Source organism: Kitasatospora sp. GAS1066B, assembly GCF_041262605.1.
Classification (GTDB): Bacteria; Actinomycetota; Actinomycetes; order Streptomycetales; family Streptomycetaceae; genus Kitasatospora.
On sequence record NZ_JBGCCO010000040.1, the window covers coordinates 20,454 to 40,506 of the forward strand.

Below are 20,053 nucleotides of genomic sequence, written 5' to 3' on the forward strand. Positions count from 1 at the left end.
GCTTCCCCGATTCGTCATTGCGGGTGCTGGGGCGGGTGTCAGGAGCGGGCGGCGTCGGCCGCGTGGAACTGGAGCATGCGCCGGGCCCGCAGCACGAACGGCGGGGCCAGCACGCGGTCCTTCTCGACCGTGAAGCCGGAGGGCAGGGCGTCGTAGTCCGCGACCACCCGCCGGTATTCGGCGAGTTCGTCGGGGCCGACCGTGAACGCCTCGGCGATCACCTCCACCTGCCGGGGGTGGATGGCCGCCTTGCCGGTGAATCCGGCGTCCCGGGCCGCCCGGCAGGTCGCCGCGACCACGTCGAGGTCGTGCAGCTCGAAGGAGTTGGTGTCGATGGCGGGCAGCCGGTACCTGGCCGCCGCGACACAGAGCCGGGCCCGCGCGTAGTCGAGATAGGCCGCGTTCTCGGCGTACATCTCGGCCGTCAGGTCCGCCTGGCCGAAGCAGAGTCCGTCGCTCACCGCGGCGATGGCGAAGGCGTTCTCGACCGAGTCCACGGTCTCGATGAAGCTGCAGATCTGCGGGGGCTTCGAGGTGCGGGCCAGCAGCGCCCGGTAGATCGCCACGTCGCCGGGGCCGGCGATCTTGGGGATGAAGACCACGTCGATCGGGACGCCGCCGATCACGGCGTCCAGTTCGAGCAGCGTCCGCAGGTCCGCCAGGCCGTCGGGGGTCGCGATGCTGTTGACCCGCAGGCCCAGCCCCGGCAGCCCGGCCCGGCTCAGGTCCGCCGTGGCCAGCAGCGCGCGGGCCTCGGCCTTCTTCGCCCCGGGGACGGAGTCCTCCAGGTCCAGGACCAGCAGGTCCGCGCGAACCCGGCCCGGCTCGGCCACCGAGGCCAGCCGCAGCGCCGGGGTGTACAGCAGGCTCGCGTACGACCTCACCGCGAACCCTCCCGGCCGAACAGCAGGTTCATCTTCTGCAGCGAGAAGTCCTCGTAGCGGATCGGCTGGTACTTCGCGGGGCGCTCTGCCGTGAACTTCGGGAAGCACTCGATGACCGCGTCGTCGTTGGCCAGCTTGAAGAAGACGATCGACTGCCGCCGCCGGTCGGCGAGCCGGACCCGGTGCGGTGTCGACACGTACTCGTCGTTCGACCAACGGGCCATCAGGTCACCGATGTTGACGATGAAGCTGTCGCGTTCCGGGACCTCGACGTCCAGCCAGCGGCCGGCCCGGTCCTGGAGCTGCAGGCCCGGGCCGTCCTGGGTGAGCAGGGTGATCAGCGTGCCGTCGGTGTGCTGCCCCATGCCCTGGTCGTTGCGGAACTCCGGGGCGACTCCCGGGTAGAGGTGCGAGCGGAGCGAGTCGTTGGAGGTGTTCGTCCGGCCGGCGAAGAAGTCCCGCGGCAGGTCCAGGGCCAGGGCCAGCAGCTCGGCGATCCGGTCCGCCATGGTCTCGCAGGCCGCGAAGTACCGCTTCAGCGCGGCGCGCAGCTGCGCACCCTGCTCGTCCGCCGGGAAGGGCAGGTCCTCGGCGTCGTTCAGGATCAGCCGCCCGGCGCTGAACTTCTCGACGTAGTCCGACGGCATGCCCTGCTTGCCGGTGTAGGCGTACGCGTTCTCGGCCAGCAGGGCGCTGTATCCGTACGGGCTGTAGTCGTTGTCGCCGCGCGCGGTGCTGGTCCGCATCGCGAGCTGGTGCTTGGTGTCCAGCGGGAGCCCGAAGAAGCGCAGCGACGCGGCGTAGGCGTCGTCGAAGACCTCGGGGGCGATCCCGTGGCCGCGCACGACGAAGAACCCGCTGTGCCGGCAGGCGTCCGAGATCTCGTCGGCCACCTTGCGTTCGGCGGCCTCGCGCTCGGCGGTCGTCTGCTCGGCATCCTCGCGCTCCGCCCGGGCAAGCTCGGGTTCCAGCGTGATGATCGGGATCATCGGTCCGCCTCCTGCCGCGGGACGAGAATCGTCCGCTCGAATTCGATCACTGTCGCGCCGTGCTGGTTCTGGCCGGTGGTGTGGACGGTCACGATGCCCTCGCCGGGCCGCTTGGCGGACTCCCGCTTGGCGAGGATGCGGGTCCGCGCGTAGAGCGTGTCGCCGACGAACACCGGTGCGGTCAGCCGCACCTGGTCCCAGCCGAGGTTGGCGATGCCCTTGGCACTGATGGTGGCCACCGTCATCCCGTTGACGATCCCGAAGGTGACCAGGCTCGACACCAGCACCTGCCCGAACCGGGTCTGCTCGGCGTAGACGGCGTCGATGTGCAGCGGATGCTGGTTGAGGCAGAGCAGCGAGCTCCACACGTTGTCGCTCATGGTGATCGTCCGGCCCGGCCGGTGCTCGATGACCTCGCCGGGGACGAAGTCCTCGTAGAGCAGGCCGCCGTCCTCCCGGTAGATCCCGGGGCCGACGGTGCGGTAGGCGTTGCCCTTCACAGCTCTCCTCCTCGGATGCCGGCTCGGCGCAGTGCGGACCGGCACGAGCGGTGCGCCGCGTCGGCGGCCGTCGCCGCCAGGCCGATGCCCCAGACCGTGCGGCCGCCCGCGTCCAGCGCCGCGAAGCAGGCCGTCGGCTCACCGGCGGCGACCGTCGTGGCGGTGACCACGAACTGGGTGAACTCGACGCCGTGCGCCGTGGCGTGCTCCGCGACGACCTGGTGCTCGTCGGCGCCGGACGGTGCCGCGAGCGAGTCGTCGAGGCAGTAGTTGCCCCGGAGCAGCTGCCAGAGCTCGGCCGGTTCCAGTTCGCGCCCCAGCGCGTCAGTGGCCCTCTGCACCACGGCCGCGAAGTCCCGGCGCAGGTCGGTGGGCAGGTCGATCCCCCAACCGGCCTTCAGCACATAGGCGATGCCGCCCTTGCCCGACTGGCTGTTCACCCGGATGATCGCCTGGTAGTCCCGGCCGACGTCCTTGGGGTCGATCGGCAGGTACGGGACCTGCCAGGGCAGTTCCGCGACCTCGCGGCCCTCGCGCTCGGCCTGCGCGCAGAGCGCGGCCAGGCCCTTGGCGATGGCGTCCTGGTGGGTGCCGGAGAAGGCGGTGTACACCAGGTCTCCGGCGTAGGGGTGCCGGGGGTGCACCGGCAGGCGGTTGCAGTCCTCGACGATCTCGCGGACGGCGTCGATCTCGGAGAGCTCCAGCTGGGGGTCGACCCCCTGGCTGAACAGGTTGAGCGCGAGCGTCACCAGGCAGACGTTGCCGGTGCGTTCGCCGTTGCCGAAGAGGGTGCCCTCGACCCGGTCGGCCCCGGCCATCAGCGCCAGCTCGGCCGACGCGACGGCGGTGCCCCGGTCGTTGTGCGGGTGCACCGAGAGGATGATCGACTCGCGCCGGTCGAGGTTGCGGTGCATCCATTCCACCTGGTCGGCGAAGACGTTGGGCGAGTGGGTCTCCACGGTGGTCGGCAGGTTCAGCACCAGCGGCCGGTCGGGGGTGGCGCCGACGATCTCGGTGACCGCGTCCGCGATCTCCAGCGCGAACTCCGGCTCGGTCAGGTTGAAGGTCTCCGGCGAGTACTCGAACCGGATGTCCGTCCCGGTCGCCCGCTCCGCGAGGCGCACCAGCTGCCGCGCGCCCTCGACGGCCATCCGCAGCACCTCGGGCCGCTCCAGGCCGAACACCACCTCGCGCCACAGGCACGCCGTCGCATGGCACAGATGCACCGTCGCGCGGTCGGCTCCGTGAATCGCCTCGAAGGTCCGCTCGATGAGATCGGGCCGGGCCGGCGTGAATACCGAAACCGTCACGTCGTCCGGAATTCCGTCCTTGCCGACCAGCTCCCGGACGAAATCGAAGTCGTCGGTGCTGGCCGCCGGATATCCGATTTCGATGTCCTTGAAGCCGGTCGCGACCAGCAACTCGAACAGCCGCTTCTTCCGGCCCGGGTCCATCGGCTCGGCGAGCGCCTGATTTCCGTCCCGGAGATCGACCGAGGCCCACACCGGAGCCCGCTCGAGCGCCCGGTCCGGCCAACGTCGCAGCCAACCGGTGGTAGGCGTAGGCCCGTTCCGCGCATAGCGGTGGAACGGCATGGACGAGGGACGCTGCGGAATTCCCCGGTTCCGCTCCGGGAAAGGCAGTGGTGAACCCGTTCCGCGTGCTCCCATGCTGCCTCCTCTCGCTGTTCTCGACGCTTCGACACTACGGAGCGCCCGGCTCGGTCGGAAACAGAGGATTTTCTAGACCGGACCCTGGAATCGGACTATTCCGGCGCTTTCCGGTCAGTTCGACGGCTGCCGGTTGACGCCACGGCCGGCCGCGGGTCTAGGATTTCGCAGCACTGATCGGCAGGAATTCATTCGTCTCACCTGAAATGGCGGCCCATGGCCAACTCGACCAGTCTCGACAGCGACGCGCCGGACCTGGCCGAGGCCCCCGTGAGACCCCGTCGCGTTCTCGCGGTGGCCAGCCTGGCGACCGGGATGATCGTCATCGACATCAGCATCGTGAACGTCGCGATCCCGGCGATCCGCGCCAGCCTGCGGGCGAGCCTGCCGATGATGCAGCTCGTCGTCGACGCGTACGCGATCGTCCTCGCCAGCCTGGTGCTGGCCGGGGCCGCGATGGTCGCACGGTTCGGCGCCGTTCGGATGTTCCGGCTCGGCGTCGCCGTGTTCGGGGTGACGTCCGTGCTGTGCGGACTGGCTCCCGACGGTCCCGCGCTCGTCGTCGCGCGGGCGTTGCAGGGGCTCGGCGGGGTGTTGCTCACGCCCGCCACGCTGGTGATGCTCACCGACACCTACCGGGACCCGGACGGCCGTGCGAAGGCCATCTCCATCTGGGCGATGGTCGCCGGCAGCCCGGTCGCCTTCGGTCCCATCCTCGGCGGCACGCTGGTCGCGGCGGTGGGGTGGCGGAGCATCTTCCTGGTCAACGTGCCGGCCGTGCTGGTGATCCAGTGGCTTTCGGCCCGTCATATGCCCCGAGCCGGGGCGAACGTCCGCAAGGAACCCCAGGACGTGCTGGGCCAGTTGCTCGCCGCCGCCTTCCTCGCCGGCATCGCGCTGGCGCTCACCGAAGGGCGGGAGCTGGGCTGGACCCGGCCGCTGCCGATGGTGGCGGCGGTGGCGGCCGTCCTCGCGCTCGCCGCCTTCGTGGTCAGGCAGCGCACGTACGCGTTCCCGATGATCCCGGGCGACCTGTTCCGGGCCCCGGGGTTCCGCGGCTTCGTCGCGGCGGGCCTGCTGCTCTTCGCCGGCTACTACGGGCTGCTGTTCTCGATCAGCGTCTTCCTCCAGCAGGTGCGCGGGTACGGCCCGATCACCACCGGACTCTGCTTCCTGCCCTCCGCGCTGCCGATCACCCTGATGCCGCTGGTCGCCGGGCGCGTCCACGCCAGACTCGGCGCGCCACGGGTGCTGGGCATCGCGGTGCTGCTGACCCTGGTCGGCGGGGTGCTGCTGGTCTTCATCGGCGGTGACACCCCGATCGGTACCGGCATCGGGCTCGCGTTCATCGGACTCGGCTTCGGTCTGGCGACCGTTCCGCAGATCACCCTGGTGATGGCGACGGCCCCGGCGCACCGCTCGGCCCTCGCCAGCGGACTGATGTCGGCGGGCCGGTCGTCCGGCACCACCATCGGCGTCGCGCTGATCGGCGGCCTCAAGTCCGGCAACAGCATCGCCGCACCGGCGTTCGCGGCCGTTCTGATCTACCTGCTGATGGCGCTGGCCGTCGGCCTCGGCGCTCGCCGGCTGCCCGCCGACCCGGCCTAGGGCGTGTGGGGGGCACGGTCCAGCAGGGCCGGTCCGGCGGGAGCCTCATCGGACTCCATCACACACCGGAGCACTCATGTCTGAGCACCAGACGGGTCGCGACCTCGCGTCCCGGACCGCGGCACTGCACGCGAACGATCCCGAATTCGCCGCAGCCGCCCCGTCGCCGGCCGTCGCCGACGCCATCCGGCAGCGCGCCGGCAGCCTCATCGGCACCATCGCGGCCGCGATGGACGGTTACGCCGACCGGACGGCGCTCGCCCGCCGGGCCGAGCGGATCGTCCACGACCCCGCGACCGGCCGTCGCACCCTCGAACTCCTGCCCGGCTTCGAGACGGTGACCTACGCCGAGCTGTGGCAGCGGGTCGGCCGCCTCGCCACCGCCTGGGCCGACCCCGCCGGCGGCGGCCTGCGCGCCGGCGACTTCGTCGCGACGCTGGGCTTCACCAGCGTCGACTACGCCACGATCGATCTGGCCTGCATGTACCTGGGGACGGTGTCGGTCCCGCTGGCCACCGGATCGTCCGCGGTACGGCTGGCCCCGGTCGTCACCGAAACGCAGCCGCGGCTGCTCGCCGCCGACCTCGGCTCGATCGACGCCGCGGTCGACACCGTCCTGGCGTCCGACTCCATCGAGCGCCTGGTCGTCTTCGACTGCGACCTTCGCGTGGACGACCACCGCGAGGCGCTGCGGGCCGCCGTCGACAAGCTGGGCGAGCGAGCCACGGTGGTCTCGCTGCGGGACGAACTGGGCCGTGGCGGCCAACTGCCCGCCGTGCCACCGTATGACGACGGCGATCCGGACCGGCTGCTCGGCCTGATCTACACCTCCGGCAGCACCGGCACGCCCAAGGGCGCGATCTACACCACGTCCATGATCACGCGCATGTGGCAGAACGGCTGCGGCGGCATGAGCGGCCCGGCGGGCGGCAGCACGCCGGTGCCGACGATCATCCTGCACTACATGCCCATGAGCCATGTCAACGGCCGCTCCTGGCTGGTCTCCGGGCTCTCCTGCGGCGGCATCGGCTTCTTCACCGCCAGCAGCGACATGTCGACGCTCTTCGACGACCTGCGCCTGGCGCGACCCACCGTGCTGAGCCTGGTCCCGAGGATCTGCGACATGGTCCACCAGCGGTACCTGCTCGAAGCCGACCGCCGCTGCCGCACGGGCCTGGCCCGACCCGATGCCGAGGCGGCCGCCCGCGAGCAGGTCCGCGACGGCATGCTCGGCGGCCGGATCGTCAGCGCCCTGTGCGGCAGCGCGCCGCTGTCGGCGGCGATGCACACGTTCATGGCCTCGGTCCTCGACACGAAGATCATCGACTGCTACGGGTCGACGGAGACCACCAGGGCCGTCGTCGTCGACCAGCAGGTGCGCCGTCCGCCGGTGCTCGACTACCGGCTGGTCGACGTGCCGCAGCTCGGCTACTTCGCGACCGACAAGCCGTACCCCCGGGGCGAGTTGCGGCTGAAGTCGGTCGGGCTGGTCCCTGGGTACTACAAGCAGCCCGACGCCAGCGCACGCACCTTCGACGAGGACGGCTACTACCGGACCGGCGACGTGTTCGCCGAGATCGCACCCGACCGCCTGGTCTACGTCGACCGGATCAACAACGTCGTGAAGCTCTCCCAGGGGGAGTTCGTCGCCGTGTCCCGGTTGGAGGCGCTCTACTCGACCAGCCCGTCCATCGCGCAGCTCTACGTCTACGGCAGCCCCGAGCAGGCGTTCCTACTGGCGGTGGTGGTCCCCGACCGGGAGCGCCTGGGGCAGGCCGACGATGCCGCGATCCGGGCCACCGTCCTCGACTCGATGCGGGAACTCGCCCACGGCGCGGGCCTGAACGCCTACGAGGTCCCGCACGACGTGCTGGTCGAACGGCAGCCGTTCACGATCGGGAACGGACTGCTGTCGGGGGTCGGCAAGCTCCTGCGCCCCGCCCTCAAGGAGCACTACGGCGCCCGGCTGGAGCAGTTGTACGCGGACATCGCGACCGGCCGGGCCGGCCAGTTCGCGGCACTGCGGGCCGAGGGCCGCGACGTCACACCGCTGGAGGCGGTCCTCAGCGCGGTCCAGATCACCCTCGGCTACCCCTCGTCGCTGGTGCGGCCGGAGGCCAACTTCACCGAGCTGGGCGGTGACTCGCTGTCAGCGCACACCTTCTCGACCGTTCTCGAGCAGCTCTTCGACGTCGAGGTCCCGGTCCAGGCCGTCCTCGGCCCCGGCTCGACGCTGGCCCGCATCGCGGACCGCCTCGGCGCGGCGCGCGGGGCCCGGGAGCTGCGCGCCACGTTCGCCTCGGTGCACGGTCGCGACGCGGTGGAGGTGCGGGCGAGCGACCTGACCCTTGGTCACTTCCTGGACGAGCGGCTCCTTGTCGAGCGCTCTGGTATTGAGCATCGTCCGGCCGAGCGGGTCCTGCTCACCGGGGCGACCGGCTACCTCGGACGGTTCCTGGCGATCGAATGGCTCCAGCGCGTCGCCCGGACCGGCGGGCGGCTGACCTGCCTCGCCCGCGCCACCGACGACGCGGCCGCCCGGCAGCGCGTGGTCCGGTGCCTGCGCGCGGCGTCGGGGGACGGGGGCGACCGGGCCGGCCAGGCCGACTGCGCCGACTGGTTCGACGCGGTCGCGGCGGAGCATCTCGAAGTCCTGGCCGCGGACGTGTCGGCACCTCAGCTGGGCCTGGACGACGCGGCCTGGCAGCGGCTCGCCGCCGAGACCGAGCAGATCGTGCACGCCGCGGCCCTGGTCAACCACGTGCTTCCGTACAGCCGGCTGTTCGAGCCGAACGTCGCCGCGACGGCGGAGCTGATCCGACTGGCACTCACCGGACGGCAGAAACGGTTCGTCTACGTCTCGACCATAGCCGCCGCGATGCAGCCCGACGGGTCCGTCCTCGACGAGGCGGTCGACATCCGTTCGTCCTCCCCCACACGGCGGTTGAGCACCTCCGACGCGAACGGGTACGCCACCAGCAAGTGGGCCGGCGAGGTCCTGCTGCGCGAGGCGCACGAACGGACCGGCCTGCCGGTCACGGTGTTCCGACCCGACATGATCCTGGCCCACAGCCGCCTGCCCGGCCAGCTGAACCTGCCCGACCGGTTCACCCGGCTGATCCTCAGCGTCATCGCGACGGGCATGGCGCCGCGCTCCTTCTACCGGCTCGACGAGCAGGGCAACCGCCGCCGGGCTCACTACAGCGGCCTGCCCGTCGACTTCACCGCCGAAGCCATCGCCTCGCTCGGCGCCCGGAGTGCGGACGGGTACCTCACGTACAACACCGTCAACGCGAACGACGACGGCATCTCCCTGGACGAGATCGTCGACTGGCTGATCAGCGCCGGGCACCCGATCACCCGGTTCGACGATCACCGGGAGTGGCACATGCGCTTCGAGGCGGCGCTGCGCGGCCTTCCCGACCACCAGCGCCGGCTGTCGCTGCTGCCGTTGATGCAGGCCTACGCCCGCCCGGGCGAGCCGAGAGAGGGGTCGGCGGTACCGGCCGCGCGGTTCACCGCGGCGGTCGGGAGCCTGGGCGTCGGGAGTCCGGACCTCGGGCGCCCGGGCGTCGGCAGTCTCGGTGCCGGCAGTCTCGGTGCCGGCAGCGGTCAGGTGCCGTCGCTCGCACCGGAGTTCATCGCCAAGTGCGTCGCGGACCTGGAGCTGCTCGGCCTGCTCTGACGGGCGCCGCACATCGCAACGGCCGACCGCACCCGGTGGTGCGGTCGGCCGTCAGGTCCGGTCAGCGGCAGGCGCCATCAGCCCCGCAGTCGGGACATCCAGGCCTCCACGTCGTCCGCCGTCCGGGGCAGCGCGGCCGAGAGGTTCTCGTTGCCGGCGGCGGTGACCAGGATGTCGTCCTCGATCCGGACGCCGATGCCGCGGTACTCCGCGGGCACGGTCAGGTCGTCGGCCTGGAAGTACATCCCCGGCTCGACGGTGAGCACCATCCCGGGCTCCAGCGTGCCGTCGACGTAGAGCTCGGTGCGGGCCACGGCGCAGTCGTGGACGTCCAGACCGATCATGTGACCGGTGCCGGCCAGGGTCCAGCGACGGTGCAGGCCGAGCTCGAAGACCTCGTCCACCGACCGGTCGCCGAGCAGACCCCAGGAGACCAGGTGCTCGGCGAGGGTCCGCTGCGCGGCGTGGTGGAAGTCCCGGTACCCGGCGCCGGGCTTGACCGCGGCGATGCCGGCCTCCTGCGCCGCGAACACCGCGTCGTAGACCTTGCGCTGGATCGGGGTGAAGCGGCCGCTGACGGGCACCGTACGGGTCACGTCGGAGGTGTAGAGGTTGTTGGTCTCCACGCCGGCATCCAGCAGCAGCAGATCACCGGGACGGGCCTGGCCGTCGTTGCGCACCCAGTGCAGCGTCGTGGCGTGCGGCCCCGCGGCGCAGACCGTCGTGTAGCCCACGTCGTTGCCCTCGATCCGCGCGCGCAGGAAGAACGTGCCCTCGATGACCCGCTCGCCGGTCGGCGTGTCCGTCCCGAGGACGCGGACCACGTCCTCGAAGCCGCGGGCGGTGGCCGCGCACGCGAAGCGCAGGTCGGCGATCTCGAACTCGTCCTTGACCAGGCGCATTTCGGAGAGGAAGACGCGCAACTCCTCGTCGCGCTCGGCGGTCACCGCACCCCGCAGGGCGGCCTCGACGGCCGCGTCCTGCCCGCGCAGCACGCGGACCGGGCCGGCGACCGCGCCGAGCCGCTCGACCAGCGTGCGGACATCACGGCAGGGCAGGCCGAGCAGCCGTTCGTTCTCGGTGAGACTGTTGCGCCGGCCGTCCCAGAGCTCGCCGTGGTAGTCGAGCCAGAACTCGCCGTTCTCCCGGTCGGACCGGGGCAGCAGGTAGGCGATCGCCTGGTGCCCGCCGTCCGGCCCCGGCTCCAACACCACGACGGCGTCCTCGGACTGATCACCCGTCAGATACACGTACTCGGAGGACGGCCGGAACGGGTAGTCCGTGTCGTTGGAGCGGACCTTCGGGTTGCCGGACGGGATCACCAGCAGCTCGCCGGGGAAGCGGGCGGACAGCTCGGCCCGCCGGCGCGCGGTGTGCGCGGCCTGCGGGATCGGCTCCAGATCGTGCAGCTCGGTGTCGGCCCAGCCCTGCTTCATGTGCTCGGCGAGCTCGTCGCTCACTCCCGGGAGCACGCCGTTCTTCCGCTTCTTGCGCTCGCTCACGGGGGCCTCGGGCTGCCGGCTCTCGGATGTCCGCTCGGTCACAACCATCTCCTGAATCGAATGAATCGAATCGGTCCAAGCTGCCTTTCGCGCGATCGGCATCGCCGCCTCGCCCGCTGGCGCAATCCGTACGGTATACCGAACACAGGCAGGGAGAAAGAGGAATCGACCCGCCTTCCGTAAGGTTGCAGTCGCCTCAACGTTTGGTTTAACGAACCCCGGCATGCCGTGTGCTCGTCCGGGAACCGGCCCGGCCGGCGACCATCGATCGGCCACCAACCGCGGTTGCACACCTGTGACAGGAGGCAGACGCTTCCCGGACCCCCGTTCGACAGAGTTCTCCTATCGCACAGAGCAGCGAGCCACCGAACGGGCACGGACGCCGGCAGGGGAGGCAAGGCTCCGGCGAGACCCACAGACCGCCTCACAGTTCCTCGGGGGGAACCGTCATGTCCGCTCGCGCCCGCCGCCACGCCGCCGCCGTCAGCCTCACCGTCGCCGTCACCACCGGGACGGCCCTGCTGCTCACCTCCTGCGGCCCTTCGACCACCTCCACTGCTGCCAACTCCGCTTCGCCGAGCGCCGTTTCGACCCCGTCCCCGTCCTCGACGCAGTCCGCCTCTCCCACGACCGGCACGCCGAGCGCCTCGCCCACCGCAGCCGCCGGCACGCCGACGCAGTCGTCCGGCCCGGTGCCGAGCCGGTCGGCATCCGCCACGCCGTCGAGCGCGCCGGCGACCGGCAACTCGCCGACGCCGCTGAACGGCACCGCCCGCAACGGCCTGACCATCAGCAACGGCAGCCGGTACGTCGTGATGAACGGCACCACGGTCGACTTCGGCACCGCGGTCCGTGACCTGGTCTGGTCCCCCGACGGCCACAAGGCCGCGTTCGTCGACGGCGCGGGCGACCTGGCCGTCGCCAACCCGGACGGCAGCGGGCGGGTGACCGTCGCCAAGCACCCGGCCGGTGAGACCTGGTCGCACCCCGCCTGGCAGGTCGCGGCGGCCTCGCCGCAGGGCTACTACCCGGTCAAGGACAACCTGTTCTTCGTCGCGGCCAGGAACGGCGTCTCCCAGCTGGAGAAGGTGCCCGCCACCGCGGTCGACGGCACGCCGCAGCAGTTGGGTCTCGGCGGCTACTCGGGCGACAACACCCAGCCGAACCCGGAGACCGGCAACCTGTGGCCGAACGGCGGCGGCCCCTACGGCAGCTCCGTCTACGCGAACAGCGACACCGGCGAGGTCTTCATCCGCGACGAGTCCCTGCGCCAGCAGGGCGGCCCGGTGACCAAGGGTTCGGAGCCCGCGCTGTCGCCGGACGGCGAGCAGATCGTCTTCGTCCGCTCGGTGGACGGGCACGACCACCTCTTCGAGAGCGCCAACAGCGGCGCCACCGCCACCGCCAAGGACCTCACCCCGCACGCCACCACCGACTACACCGAGCCGGCCTGGTCCCCGAGCGGCACCACCATCGCCGCCCGGACCGCGAACGGCATCGTCACCCTCCCCGCGAACGGCTCCGCCGCGCCGACCCTGATCTCCGGCTACCAGGGCCTGCCCGCCTACCGTCACAGCTGAGGCCCAAGCCGCCTCGCCCGTGGGCCCGTTCAGCCGGCCGGCTGAGCGGGCCCGCGGCCGTTCCGGGCCAACTCGGCCCGCAACTCGGCCAGATGCGCGTCCGCGTTGTCGTGCGGCAGGTACTCGACCACGTCGAAGAAGCGGAACATCACCTTCGTCCCGGTCACCGCGAACTCGTAGTCACCGAACCCCACCACCGCACCGAGCGCGCCCCGGACCGCCCCACGGACCACATGCTCCGTCAACTCGTCCGGCTGCTCGGCCCCCAGGCCCCGCCGCGCGTTCGGCCTGGCCAGATACGGGCACACCATCGACGCGTACAACATGCACGCACGGTGCCCCGGACCCTCCAACGTCGGCGCCAGGTTGCGGTACGGCCGCCCGGCCGCCAGCGCCTCCCCGATCGCGGCACTCTCACTGGCCCCGACCACCCGCCACACCGGCCCGCGCGGCATCAGCGCGTCGCACACCGAACACAGCCGCTCCCGAGCGCACTCGGCACTGCGGCCGTAGTCGGTCAGCGCGAACTGCGGCTGCCCGTCCTCCCACGGAGTGATGGCAGGCACCGGATAGCCGCGCTCATCCCGCGGTCGGTCCTGGACGGCGAGCGGCATGGGCACGAGGTCGAAGCGCACACTCCCATACCTACCAGCCCCCGGCACGGCGCGTCAGCCAGGGTGCCCGGTCCCACGAAACACCCAGCGCGGCTCCGCTGACGAATCTGGCTCGCCGCCCTGCGAACCCCTGTGCGAGAATCCGTTCGCCCTTCGCCGAAGGCGGATTCCCGACGGTCGAAGGCCCGCCGCTCTGAACGGCTCCAACTTCGCTTTTCCCTGGGGGCATCATCAAGAACCGCATTGCCGCACTGCTCGGGACCGCACTGCTCGGGATAGCCGTTGTCCCGGCCCTGAGCTCGACCAGCGCCGTCGCCGACGCGACCACCCTCTACGTCAACAACGCGGCCGGGGCCCACTGCTCGGACGCCGGCACCGGCACCCAGGCGGCGCCGTTCTGCCGTATCGCGGCCGCCGCCGCGGTGGTCATGCCGGGTCAGACGGTGGAGATCGCCGCAGGCAGCTACAACGACACCGCGCTGACCCTCACCCGTTCCGGCACGGCGACGGCTCCGATCACCTTCCGGGGCCCGGACCCGGGCCCCGGCCTGCAGGGGGCGCGCGCCTCGTTCACCGGTGGCGCGCCGAACTCCCCGGACTTCGGCCTGGTCATCAAGGGTGCCCAACACCTCCGGATCCAGAACCTCGTCGTCTCCTCCAACCAGAAGCAGTCCATCGTGGTGGACAACGCGCAGGACGTCTCGATCACCGGCGTCCAGGCGTGGGGCGGCGGCGTCCACGTCACCGACAACTCCAGCGGTGTCTTCTTCGGCCACGGGCAGTTCGGCTACGCGGCCGGTCCGCTGATCCAGGTCGACGGCGGCTCGACCGGGACGGTCGTGTCCACGAACATGGTGCAGCCGAACAGCACGACCGACCAGACCGGCATCCAGGTGTCCAACGCACCGGGCACCGTGGTCGTCAGCAACACCCTCCTCACCGGCTGCTCGGCCGGCATCGTCCTGAGCGGTGGTTCAACGGACGCCGTCCTCGAGAACAACGTGGTCGACACCTCGGCCAGCAGCGGCAAGCCCTGCCCGGCCGGTTCCTCGGACACCGGAATCTCGGTCTCCCCGGACTCCGTCACGGGCACCAAGGAGGACTACGACACCGTCTCGCCGATGAGCGGCGGTCCGGCCTACAACTGGGGCGGCACGACGTACACCGCCCAGCAGGACTTCACCACGGCGACCGGCCAGGGTTCGCACGACTACGTGTCGGACCCGAACAAGGTGTGGCAGCACGGTCCGAACGACTCGCTCTCGCCGATCGTCGACTCCGCCGACGAGAACGCCCCCGGCATGATGAGCACCGACGCCTGGGAGTGGCCGCCGGTGGACGACCCGGCGGTGCCCAACACCGGCACCGGTAGCGGCTACCGTGACCGTGGCGCGCAGGAGTTCCAGGGCTTCGGCAGCGCGTTCACCCCGGCCGGTCCGACCCGCCTGCTGGACACCCGGGTCCCGATCGGCGTCCCGAACGCCACCGCCGTCCCCGCCTGGGGCACCGTCGACCTCCCGGTCACCGGCATCGCCGGCGTCCCGGCCACCGGCGTCACCGCGGTGACCATGAACGTCACCGTGACCGAACCGGGTGCCGACGGCCACCTGACGGTCTACCCCCACGGTGACCCCCTGCCGCAGGCGTCGAACCTCAACTGGACCGCCGGCGAGACGATCCCCAACCTGGTGACCGTCCCGGTGAAGGACGGCAAGGTCTCGTTCTACAACGCCTCCGGCGGCACCGTGCAGCTGGTCGCCGACCTCGCCGGCTACTACAGCACGACCGGCAGCCTGTTCACCTCGGCCGGTCCCACCCGCCTGCTGGACACCCGGGTCCCGATCGGCGTCCCGAACGCCACCGCCGTCCCCGCCTGGGGCACCGTCGACCTCCCGGTCACCGGCATCGCCGGCGTCCCGGCCACCGGCGTCACCGCGGTGACCATGAACGTCACCGTGACCGAACCGGGTGCCGATGGCCACCTGACGGTCTACCCGCACGGGAACGCGGCACCCGACGCGTCCAACCTCAACTGGACCGCCGGCGAGACGATCCCCAACCTGGTGACCGTCCCGGTGAAGGACGGCAAGGTCTCGTTCTACAACGCCTCCGGCGGCACCGTGCACCTGATCGCCGACCTCGCCGGCTACTACAGCACGACGGGACGCAATACGTACCAGCCCAGCGGGCCGGCGCGTCTGATGGACACCCGGCAGACCACGTATTTCGAGGACGGCTCGAACCGGCCGGCCGGTGCTGTCCCGGCCTGGGGCACGCTCGACATCTCGACGGCGGAACTCCCGCCCAACGCGACGTCGGTCACGCTGAACGTCACCGTGACCGAGCCGGGTGCCGACGGCCACCTGACGGTCTACCCGCACGGGGACGCCGCACCGGACGCCTCGAACCTCAACTGGACCGCCGGCGAGACGATCCCCAACCAGGTCGTCGTCCCGGTCAAGGACGGCAAGGTCTCGTTCTACAACGCCTCCGGCGCCGGCGTTCAGCTGGTGGTGGACCTCTTCGGCTACCAGGCCTACTGACGGTCTCAGCCCCATCGTCGGCCCCGGTCCGCGCCCTTCGTGCGCGGACCGGGGCCGACGTCGTTCGCAGTGACCATCATGCACCCGGGCCCGCCTCCACGTTTTCCGCCTTGCGATGCGGAACGGCGTTCCGTATCGTAAGTGGAGCAACGTTCCGCTTGTGCGGGATGTCAGGGCAGTGACTGGAGGAACACGGTCATGCAGTACCGCACTTTGGGCCGCACCGGTGTGCAGGTCAGCTCGCTCGCGCTCGGCGCGATGAACTTCGGCAGGATCGGACAGACCACCCGGGACGAGGTCACCGCCATCGTCGACGCCGCCCTCACGGCCGGGATCAACCTCATCGACACCGCCGACATGTACAGCGGCGGGGAGTCGGAGGAGATGGTCGGCAAGGCCATCGCCGGACGCCGCGACGACATCGTGCTGGCCACGAAGGCGGGCCTGCCGATGGGCGAGGAGCGCAACCACCGGGGCGGTTCGCGCCGCTGGCTGGTCACCGCGCTGGACGACAGTCTGCGCCGGCTCGGCGTCGAGCACGTCGATCTCTACCAGGTCCACCGGTGGGACCCCAGCACCGGCGACGAGGAGACGCTGTCGGCGCTGACCGACCTGCAGCGCGCGGGAAAGATCCGGCACTTCGGCTCCTCGACCTTCCCGGCCTACCGCATCGTGCAGGCCCAGTGGGCCGCCCGTGAGCACCACCTGAGCCGTTACGTCACCGAGCAGCCCAGCTACTCGATCCTGCAGCGCGGAGTCGAGACCCACGTGCTGCCCGTGACCGAGGAGTACGGGCTCGGCGTGCTGGTGTGGAGCCCGTTGGGCTCGGGCTGGCTGTCGGGCGCGGTCCGCGCGGGCCGCGAGATCACCACCAACCGCTCGGCCATGATGCCGCAGCGCTTCGACACCGCCGTCCCCGCCAACCGGGCCAGGCTCGACGCGGTCGAGCAGCTGGCCAAGGTCGCCGACCAGGCCGGCCTGACGATGATCCAGCTCGCGCTCGGATTCGTCACCGCGCACCCCGCCGTGACCAGCGCGCTCATCGGTCCCCGCACGCTGGAGCACCTGCACGCGCAACTCGCCGCCGCGGACACCGTGCTGGGCGCCGATGTGCTCGACGCCATCGACGCGATCGTCGCCCCCGGCACCGACCTCGCCGCACACGAGAAGCTCGACACCCCGCCCGCCCTGCTCGACCCGTCGCTGCGGCGCCGCTGACGCCCCCCGAGTCCCCCGAGTCCCGCACGGCATCCGTGCGGGACTCGCCCGCTTCACGGCCGGACAAGGTCCTAGGGCAGGGCGCCGGTCTGGCGCAGCAGGCTGACCCCGTCGGCGACGGCCCAGTGCTCGACCCACTGCCCGTCCTGGTGGCGAAGGATGTCCATCACCCTGAACTCGACCTGGCGGTCGGACGGCGGGACACCGAGCCACGATCCGGTGTGCCTGCCGCGGAACACCTTGTGGGTGGCCACCAGGTCCCCGTCCGCGACGCAGTGCAGGATCTCGACGCGCAGGTCGGAGAAGGCCTCGTGCAGGGCTGTCATGAGCTCCCGGACCGCCTCCCGGTCATCGCGCTGCCCAGGCGCCGCCGTGCGGTTGCGGAAGTCGGGGTGGAAGAGATCGTCGATCAGCTCGAACCGTCCCCGCTCCTGCACCTGCTCGACGAAGAACCGCATCCGGTCCTCCGCTGATCGCTGTCCGGTCATCGCGCACCACCCGTTCCGTCTCGGTGAATTCGCACGGTCGCCCATGCTCTGCCGTCCGCTGCGAGCATCTGCCGTGCGGCGGCGCCGGGTCCACCGGCTTGCGGTAACTGCAAGAAGTGGTCAGCCGCCCGTCCCGGCTCGGTTCCGCGCCGGGACGGCCGAGCGGGCGTACTCGGTGGGTGTCCGGCCGTAGTGCTTCTTGAAGGCTCGGATGAAGTGGCTGCTGTCGGCGAACTGCCAGTGCGCGGCGAGCTCCGAGACGCTCAGTCGCCCGGAGGGTGCGGTGAGGGCCAATCGGGCTTCTTCCAGCCGCCGCTGGCGGATGTACGCGGTCACCGACTCCCCCGCCGCGGCGAACGCCCGCTGCAGGTTGCGGACGGAGACGTTGAGTTCACGGGCCAGCATCGTCCCGGAGAGCTCGGGGTCGGCCAGGTGACTGTCCGCCAGGTCCTTCGCGGCCTGAGCGAGCGCGGGAGCCAGCTGGGGCTCCGCGTCGTCGACCCGGCACCTCGCCACCGACTTGGCCAGTTCGATCAGCGTGTTGTGGGCGGCCTGCACTCCAGCCGGCCCGAGGTCGGCGACGGTTTCGTAGATCATGTTCGAGTGGGCCACCAGCAGCCGCACCTCCGCGCTGTCGGCCGGCCCGCTGACGCTCTGCCGTGCCCCGAGCAGCGGTGTCAGCATGGCGGCGGGCAGCACCAGGACCTTCGCCGTCGTGTCCGGAACCGTCTCGAAGTGCAGCGGCCGTCCGATGTGGCGGATGAGGAACTGCCCGGCCCGCACGGTCTGTTCGCCGCGCGCGAGCGGAGCGCCCAAGGTCCAGGAGCCGCGCTGCACGACGTACATCCGCACCTGGTCCTCGACGCCGTTCAGCGGGCCCTCGGTCCGGATGGCCGAGTCGCCGTGGAGATCGGTGATGGCCACGTCGCCCACCTTGGTGGCGCGGCTCGTGACCCGGAAGTCACGGGTCGTGGCCGCGCTGAAGGTCGGCAGCGGGAAGCCGTCGCCGATCTCCGTCTCCCAGCCGCTGCGGAAGGCGTCGAATGCGCGCGGCGCGGTGTCGGGGGCTGCGGAATCCCCGCCGACCGCCCCGCCCGGCCCGTCGGTCTCCACTCCCGTACTGGTCATCGACGGCCGTCCCCCTTCGTCGCTCCGCCGCTGCCTGGAGCCGCTGCCTGGCGCCGATGTTCTGCCTGGCTGGCGCTGTGGTCCAAGCCCGTGCTGTGCCGATGTTCCTAGGCTTCGAATGCGGGGGCAACCCCTCAACCCGGCCCGGCGGGACGCTCAGCAGCCGGTTCCTGCGCGGGTGTGCTTGCGCAAATCCACAGGAGTGCTCCACACTGATGAGAGTCAACTCTCACCATGAGAGCTAGCAATCCCAATTGGAGAGTCACATGACAGACGTCTCGGTCGTGGGTCCGGACGACGGCGAGTCGATCCAGCTCGGCCCCACCCGCATCCGGATCCTGGAGGACGGCTCGACCACCGGGCACCGGCTCGGAGTCGGTGAGATCACCATCGCGCCGCGCACCGACGGGCCCCCGCAGCACCGCCACGCCCGGCACGACGAGGGCTTCTACGTCGTCTCCGGCACCGCGCGCTTCACCGTCGGCGAGACCACCTACGACGCACCCGCCGGGACGCTGGTCATGGTCCCGCCGGGAGCGCCGCACACCTTCGCCAACCCGACCGACGAGCCGACGGTCATGCTCAACACCTTCACCCCCGACCTCTACGTCGAGTACTTCCGGGACCTGCGCGACATGATCGCCGGCGGCCTGCCGCTGACGCCCGAGGCCACGATCCAGGCGATGAGCCGCTACGCCACCGAGCCGGCCACCGACTTCGCCCAGGACCCGCACCCGCATCCGTAGTTGGGTGCCACCGGCTCACCCCGGGGCCGACCGTTCGGCGCCCGGCATCAGCAACGAACAGAACGAACAAGGAGACAGACATGATCACCGTCACCCATCGCGTGAACCTGCCCGGAACGGGCCCGGTCGAGGTGCCGATCGCCGAGTACGGATCCGGACAGCCGTTCCTGCTGCTGCACGGCGGGGCCGGACCGGCGTCGGTCACCGGCTTCGCCGAGAAGTTCGCCGCCGCGCACCAGGTGCGCGTGCTCGTCCCGACCCACCCCGGGTTCGGCGGCACCGCGCGCCCCGAGAAGCTGGACTCCGTCGCCGGCCTGGCCCCGCTCTACCAGGCGCTGCTCGACGAGTTGGCGCTGAGCGACGTCACCGTCATCGGCAATTCGATCGGCGGCTGGATCGCCGCCGAGATCGCCTTGTTGAAGTCGCCGCGGGTGAGCGGCATCGTCCTGATCGACGCGGTCGGGATCGAGGTCCCCGGCCACCCGGTCGCCGACTTCTTCTCCCTGAGCATGGATCAGGTCTTCCAGCTCACCTTCCACAACCCCGAGCCCTTCCGCATCGACCCCACGGCCCTGCCCCCCGCGGCACAGGCGATCGCCGCGGGTAACCGGGCCGCGATCGCCGTCTACGCGGGGGCCGCCATGGCCGATCCCACCCTTCGCGAGCGTCTCGGGTCGCTGGAGATCCCGACCCTGGTGCTGTGGGGGGAGAGCGACGGGATCGTGGACGTCGCCTACGGGCGCGCCTACGCCGCCGCGATCCCCATGGCCCGCTTCCAGCTGCTCCCCGAGACCGGCCACGCCCCGCAGCAGGAGACCCCCGACCAGGTCATCCGGGCGATCTGGGAGCGCCCGGCGTCCGCGTAGAGCTGTAGTCCGGCATCCCTCGGCCCTGCTGC

16 protein-coding genes are annotated in these 20,053 nt (G+C 71.2%); 7 read left to right on the forward strand and 9 right to left on the reverse strand.

Annotation, left to right across the window (positions count from 1 at the left end; genetic code table 11):
• Positions 1–38: 38 nt before the first annotated feature.
• Genes ABH937_RS32850 through ABH937_RS32865 form a run of 4 tightly spaced genes read right to left on the reverse strand, consistent with a single transcriptional unit; the run spans position 39 to position 4,043 of the window.
• Positions 39–884 carry a CoA ester lyase gene (locus ABH937_RS32850; protein WP_280691757.1) on the reverse strand — a complete coding sequence of 282 codons (846 nt, stop codon included), beginning with the start codon at positions 882–884 and terminating at the stop codon, positions 39–41.
• Complete coding sequence (locus tag ABH937_RS32855; protein WP_280691756.1) at positions 881–1,873, reverse strand: isopenicillin N synthase family oxygenase; 993 nt, start codon at positions 1,871–1,873, stop codon at positions 881–883. The genes ABH937_RS32850 and ABH937_RS32855 overlap by 4 nt, the downstream gene beginning before the upstream one ends.
• Positions 1,870–2,373, reverse strand: coding sequence for a MaoC family dehydratase (locus ABH937_RS32860; RefSeq protein ID WP_280691755.1), 504 nt, complete (start codon positions 2,371–2,373; stop codon positions 1,870–1,872). Before ABH937_RS32860 ends, ABH937_RS32855 begins: the two co-directional genes overlap by 4 nt.
• Positions 2,370–4,043 (reverse strand): 2-isopropylmalate synthase, encoded by a 1,674-nt coding sequence (locus ABH937_RS32865; RefSeq protein WP_370220308.1) that lies wholly within the window; start codon positions 4,041–4,043, stop codon positions 2,370–2,372. Before ABH937_RS32865 ends, ABH937_RS32860 begins: the two co-directional genes overlap by 4 nt.
• 216 nt (positions 4,044–4,259) lie before the next feature.
• Between ABH937_RS32865 and ABH937_RS32870 the strand changes: the two genes are divergently transcribed.
• Together ABH937_RS32870 and car are read left to right on the forward strand one after the other, a co-directional pair.
• A complete protein-coding gene (locus tag ABH937_RS32870; protein ID WP_280691753.1) occupies positions 4,260–5,651 on the forward strand; it encodes an MFS transporter in 1,392 nt (463 codons plus the stop codon).
• A 76-nt stretch (positions 5,652–5,727) separates the two neighbouring features.
• Positions 5,728–9,336 (forward strand): carboxylic acid reductase, encoded by a 3,609-nt coding sequence (gene car, locus ABH937_RS32875; protein WP_370220309.1) that lies wholly within the window; start codon positions 5,728–5,730, stop codon positions 9,334–9,336.
• Positions 9,337–9,413: 77 nt separating this feature from the next.
• Here car and ABH937_RS32880 read toward each other — a convergent pair whose 3' ends face one another.
• Positions 9,414–10,886: an aminopeptidase P family protein gene (locus ABH937_RS32880; protein WP_280691751.1), complete on the reverse strand. Its 1,473-nt coding sequence runs from the start codon at positions 10,884–10,886 to the stop codon at positions 9,414–9,416.
• Between the two features lie 376 nt (positions 10,887–11,262).
• A complete protein-coding gene (locus ABH937_RS32885; protein ID WP_370220310.1) occupies positions 11,263–11,682 on the reverse strand; it encodes a hypothetical protein in 420 nt (139 codons plus the stop codon).
• Between ABH937_RS32885 and ABH937_RS32890 the strand changes: the two genes are divergently transcribed.
• Positions 11,654–12,418, forward strand: coding sequence for a hypothetical protein (locus ABH937_RS32890; RefSeq protein WP_370220311.1), 765 nt, complete (start codon positions 11,654–11,656; stop codon positions 12,416–12,418). The genes ABH937_RS32885 and ABH937_RS32890 overlap by 29 nt on opposite strands.
• Positions 12,419–12,447: 29 nt before the next feature.
• Here ABH937_RS32890 and ABH937_RS32895 read toward each other — a convergent pair whose 3' ends face one another.
• Positions 12,448–13,053, reverse strand: coding sequence for a hypothetical protein (locus tag ABH937_RS32895; protein WP_370220312.1), 606 nt, complete (start codon positions 13,051–13,053; stop codon positions 12,448–12,450).
• 407 nt (positions 13,054–13,460) lie between these two features.
• Here ABH937_RS32895 and ABH937_RS32900 point away from each other — a divergent pair, with 407 nt between their 5' ends.
• On the forward strand, positions 13,461–15,575 hold the full coding sequence (locus ABH937_RS32900; RefSeq protein WP_280691747.1) for a right-handed parallel beta-helix repeat-containing protein: 2,115 nt from the start codon (positions 13,461–13,463) through the stop codon (positions 15,573–15,575).
• Between the two features lie 198 nt (positions 15,576–15,773).
• Positions 15,774–16,793, forward strand: a complete 1,020-nt coding sequence (locus tag ABH937_RS32905) for an aldo/keto reductase (protein WP_280691746.1) — start codon at positions 15,774–15,776, stop codon at positions 16,791–16,793.
• 71 nt (positions 16,794–16,864) lie between these two features.
• On the opposite strand, the gene ABH937_RS32910 is transcribed toward ABH937_RS32905, so the two are convergent.
• A complete protein-coding gene (locus ABH937_RS32910; RefSeq protein ID WP_370220313.1) occupies positions 16,865–17,281 on the reverse strand; it encodes an ester cyclase in 417 nt (138 codons plus the stop codon).
• 120 nt (positions 17,282–17,401) lie between these two features.
• A complete protein-coding gene (locus tag ABH937_RS32915) occupies positions 17,402–18,409 on the reverse strand; it encodes a helix-turn-helix domain-containing protein (RefSeq protein WP_370220314.1) in 1,008 nt (335 codons plus the stop codon).
• Positions 18,410–18,675: 266 nt separating this feature from the next.
• Here ABH937_RS32915 and ABH937_RS32920 point away from each other — a divergent pair, with 266 nt between their 5' ends.
• Together ABH937_RS32920 and ABH937_RS32925 are read left to right on the forward strand one after the other, a co-directional pair.
• Positions 18,676–19,155, forward strand: a complete 480-nt coding sequence (locus tag ABH937_RS32920) for a cupin domain-containing protein (protein WP_370220315.1) — start codon at positions 18,676–18,678, stop codon at positions 19,153–19,155.
• A gap of 80 nt (positions 19,156–19,235) precedes the next feature.
• On the forward strand, positions 19,236–20,021 hold the full coding sequence (locus ABH937_RS32925) for an alpha/beta fold hydrolase (RefSeq protein ID WP_370220316.1): 786 nt from the start codon (positions 19,236–19,238) through the stop codon (positions 20,019–20,021).
• The last annotated feature ends 32 nt before the right edge of the window (positions 20,022–20,053 follow it).

Excerpts from the sequence above, each read along its gene's own strand:
- ABH937_RS32855 (WP_280691756.1), bottom strand. The coding sequence starts at position 1,873 with ATGATCCCGATCATCACGCTGGAACCCGAGCTTGCCCGGGCGGAGCGC.
- ABH937_RS32920 (WP_370220315.1), top strand. The coding sequence starts at position 18,676 with ATGACAGACGTCTCGGTCGTGGGTCCGGACGACGGCGAGTCGATCCAG.
- ABH937_RS32925 (WP_370220316.1), top strand. The coding sequence starts at position 19,236 with ATGATCACCGTCACCCATCGCGTGAACCTGCCCGGAACGGGCCCGGTC.
- ABH937_RS32890 (WP_370220311.1), top strand. The coding sequence starts at position 11,654 with ATGAACGGCACCACGGTCGACTTCGGCACCGCGGTCCGTGACCTGGTC.
- ABH937_RS32905 (WP_280691746.1), top strand. The coding sequence starts at position 15,774 with ATGCAGTACCGCACTTTGGGCCGCACCGGTGTGCAGGTCAGCTCGCTC.
- ABH937_RS32910 (WP_370220313.1), bottom strand. The coding sequence starts at position 17,281 with ATGACCGGACAGCGATCAGCGGAGGACCGGATGCGGTTCTTCGTCGAG.
- car (WP_370220309.1), top strand. The coding sequence starts at position 5,728 with ATGTCTGAGCACCAGACGGGTCGCGACCTCGCGTCCCGGACCGCGGCA.
- ABH937_RS32870 (WP_280691753.1), top strand. The coding sequence starts at position 4,260 with ATGGCCAACTCGACCAGTCTCGACAGCGACGCGCCGGACCTGGCCGAG.
- ABH937_RS32915 (WP_370220314.1), bottom strand. The coding sequence starts at position 18,409 with ATGACCAGTACGGGAGTGGAGACCGACGGGCCGGGCGGGGCGGTCGGC.
- ABH937_RS32865 (WP_370220308.1), bottom strand. The coding sequence starts at position 4,043 with ATGGGAGCACGCGGAACGGGTTCACCACTGCCTTTCCCGGAGCGGAAC.
- ABH937_RS32900 (WP_280691747.1), top strand. The coding sequence starts at position 13,461 with ATGCCGGGTCAGACGGTGGAGATCGCCGCAGGCAGCTACAACGACACC.
- ABH937_RS32880 (WP_280691751.1), bottom strand. The coding sequence starts at position 10,886 with ATGGTTGTGACCGAGCGGACATCCGAGAGCCGGCAGCCCGAGGCCCCC.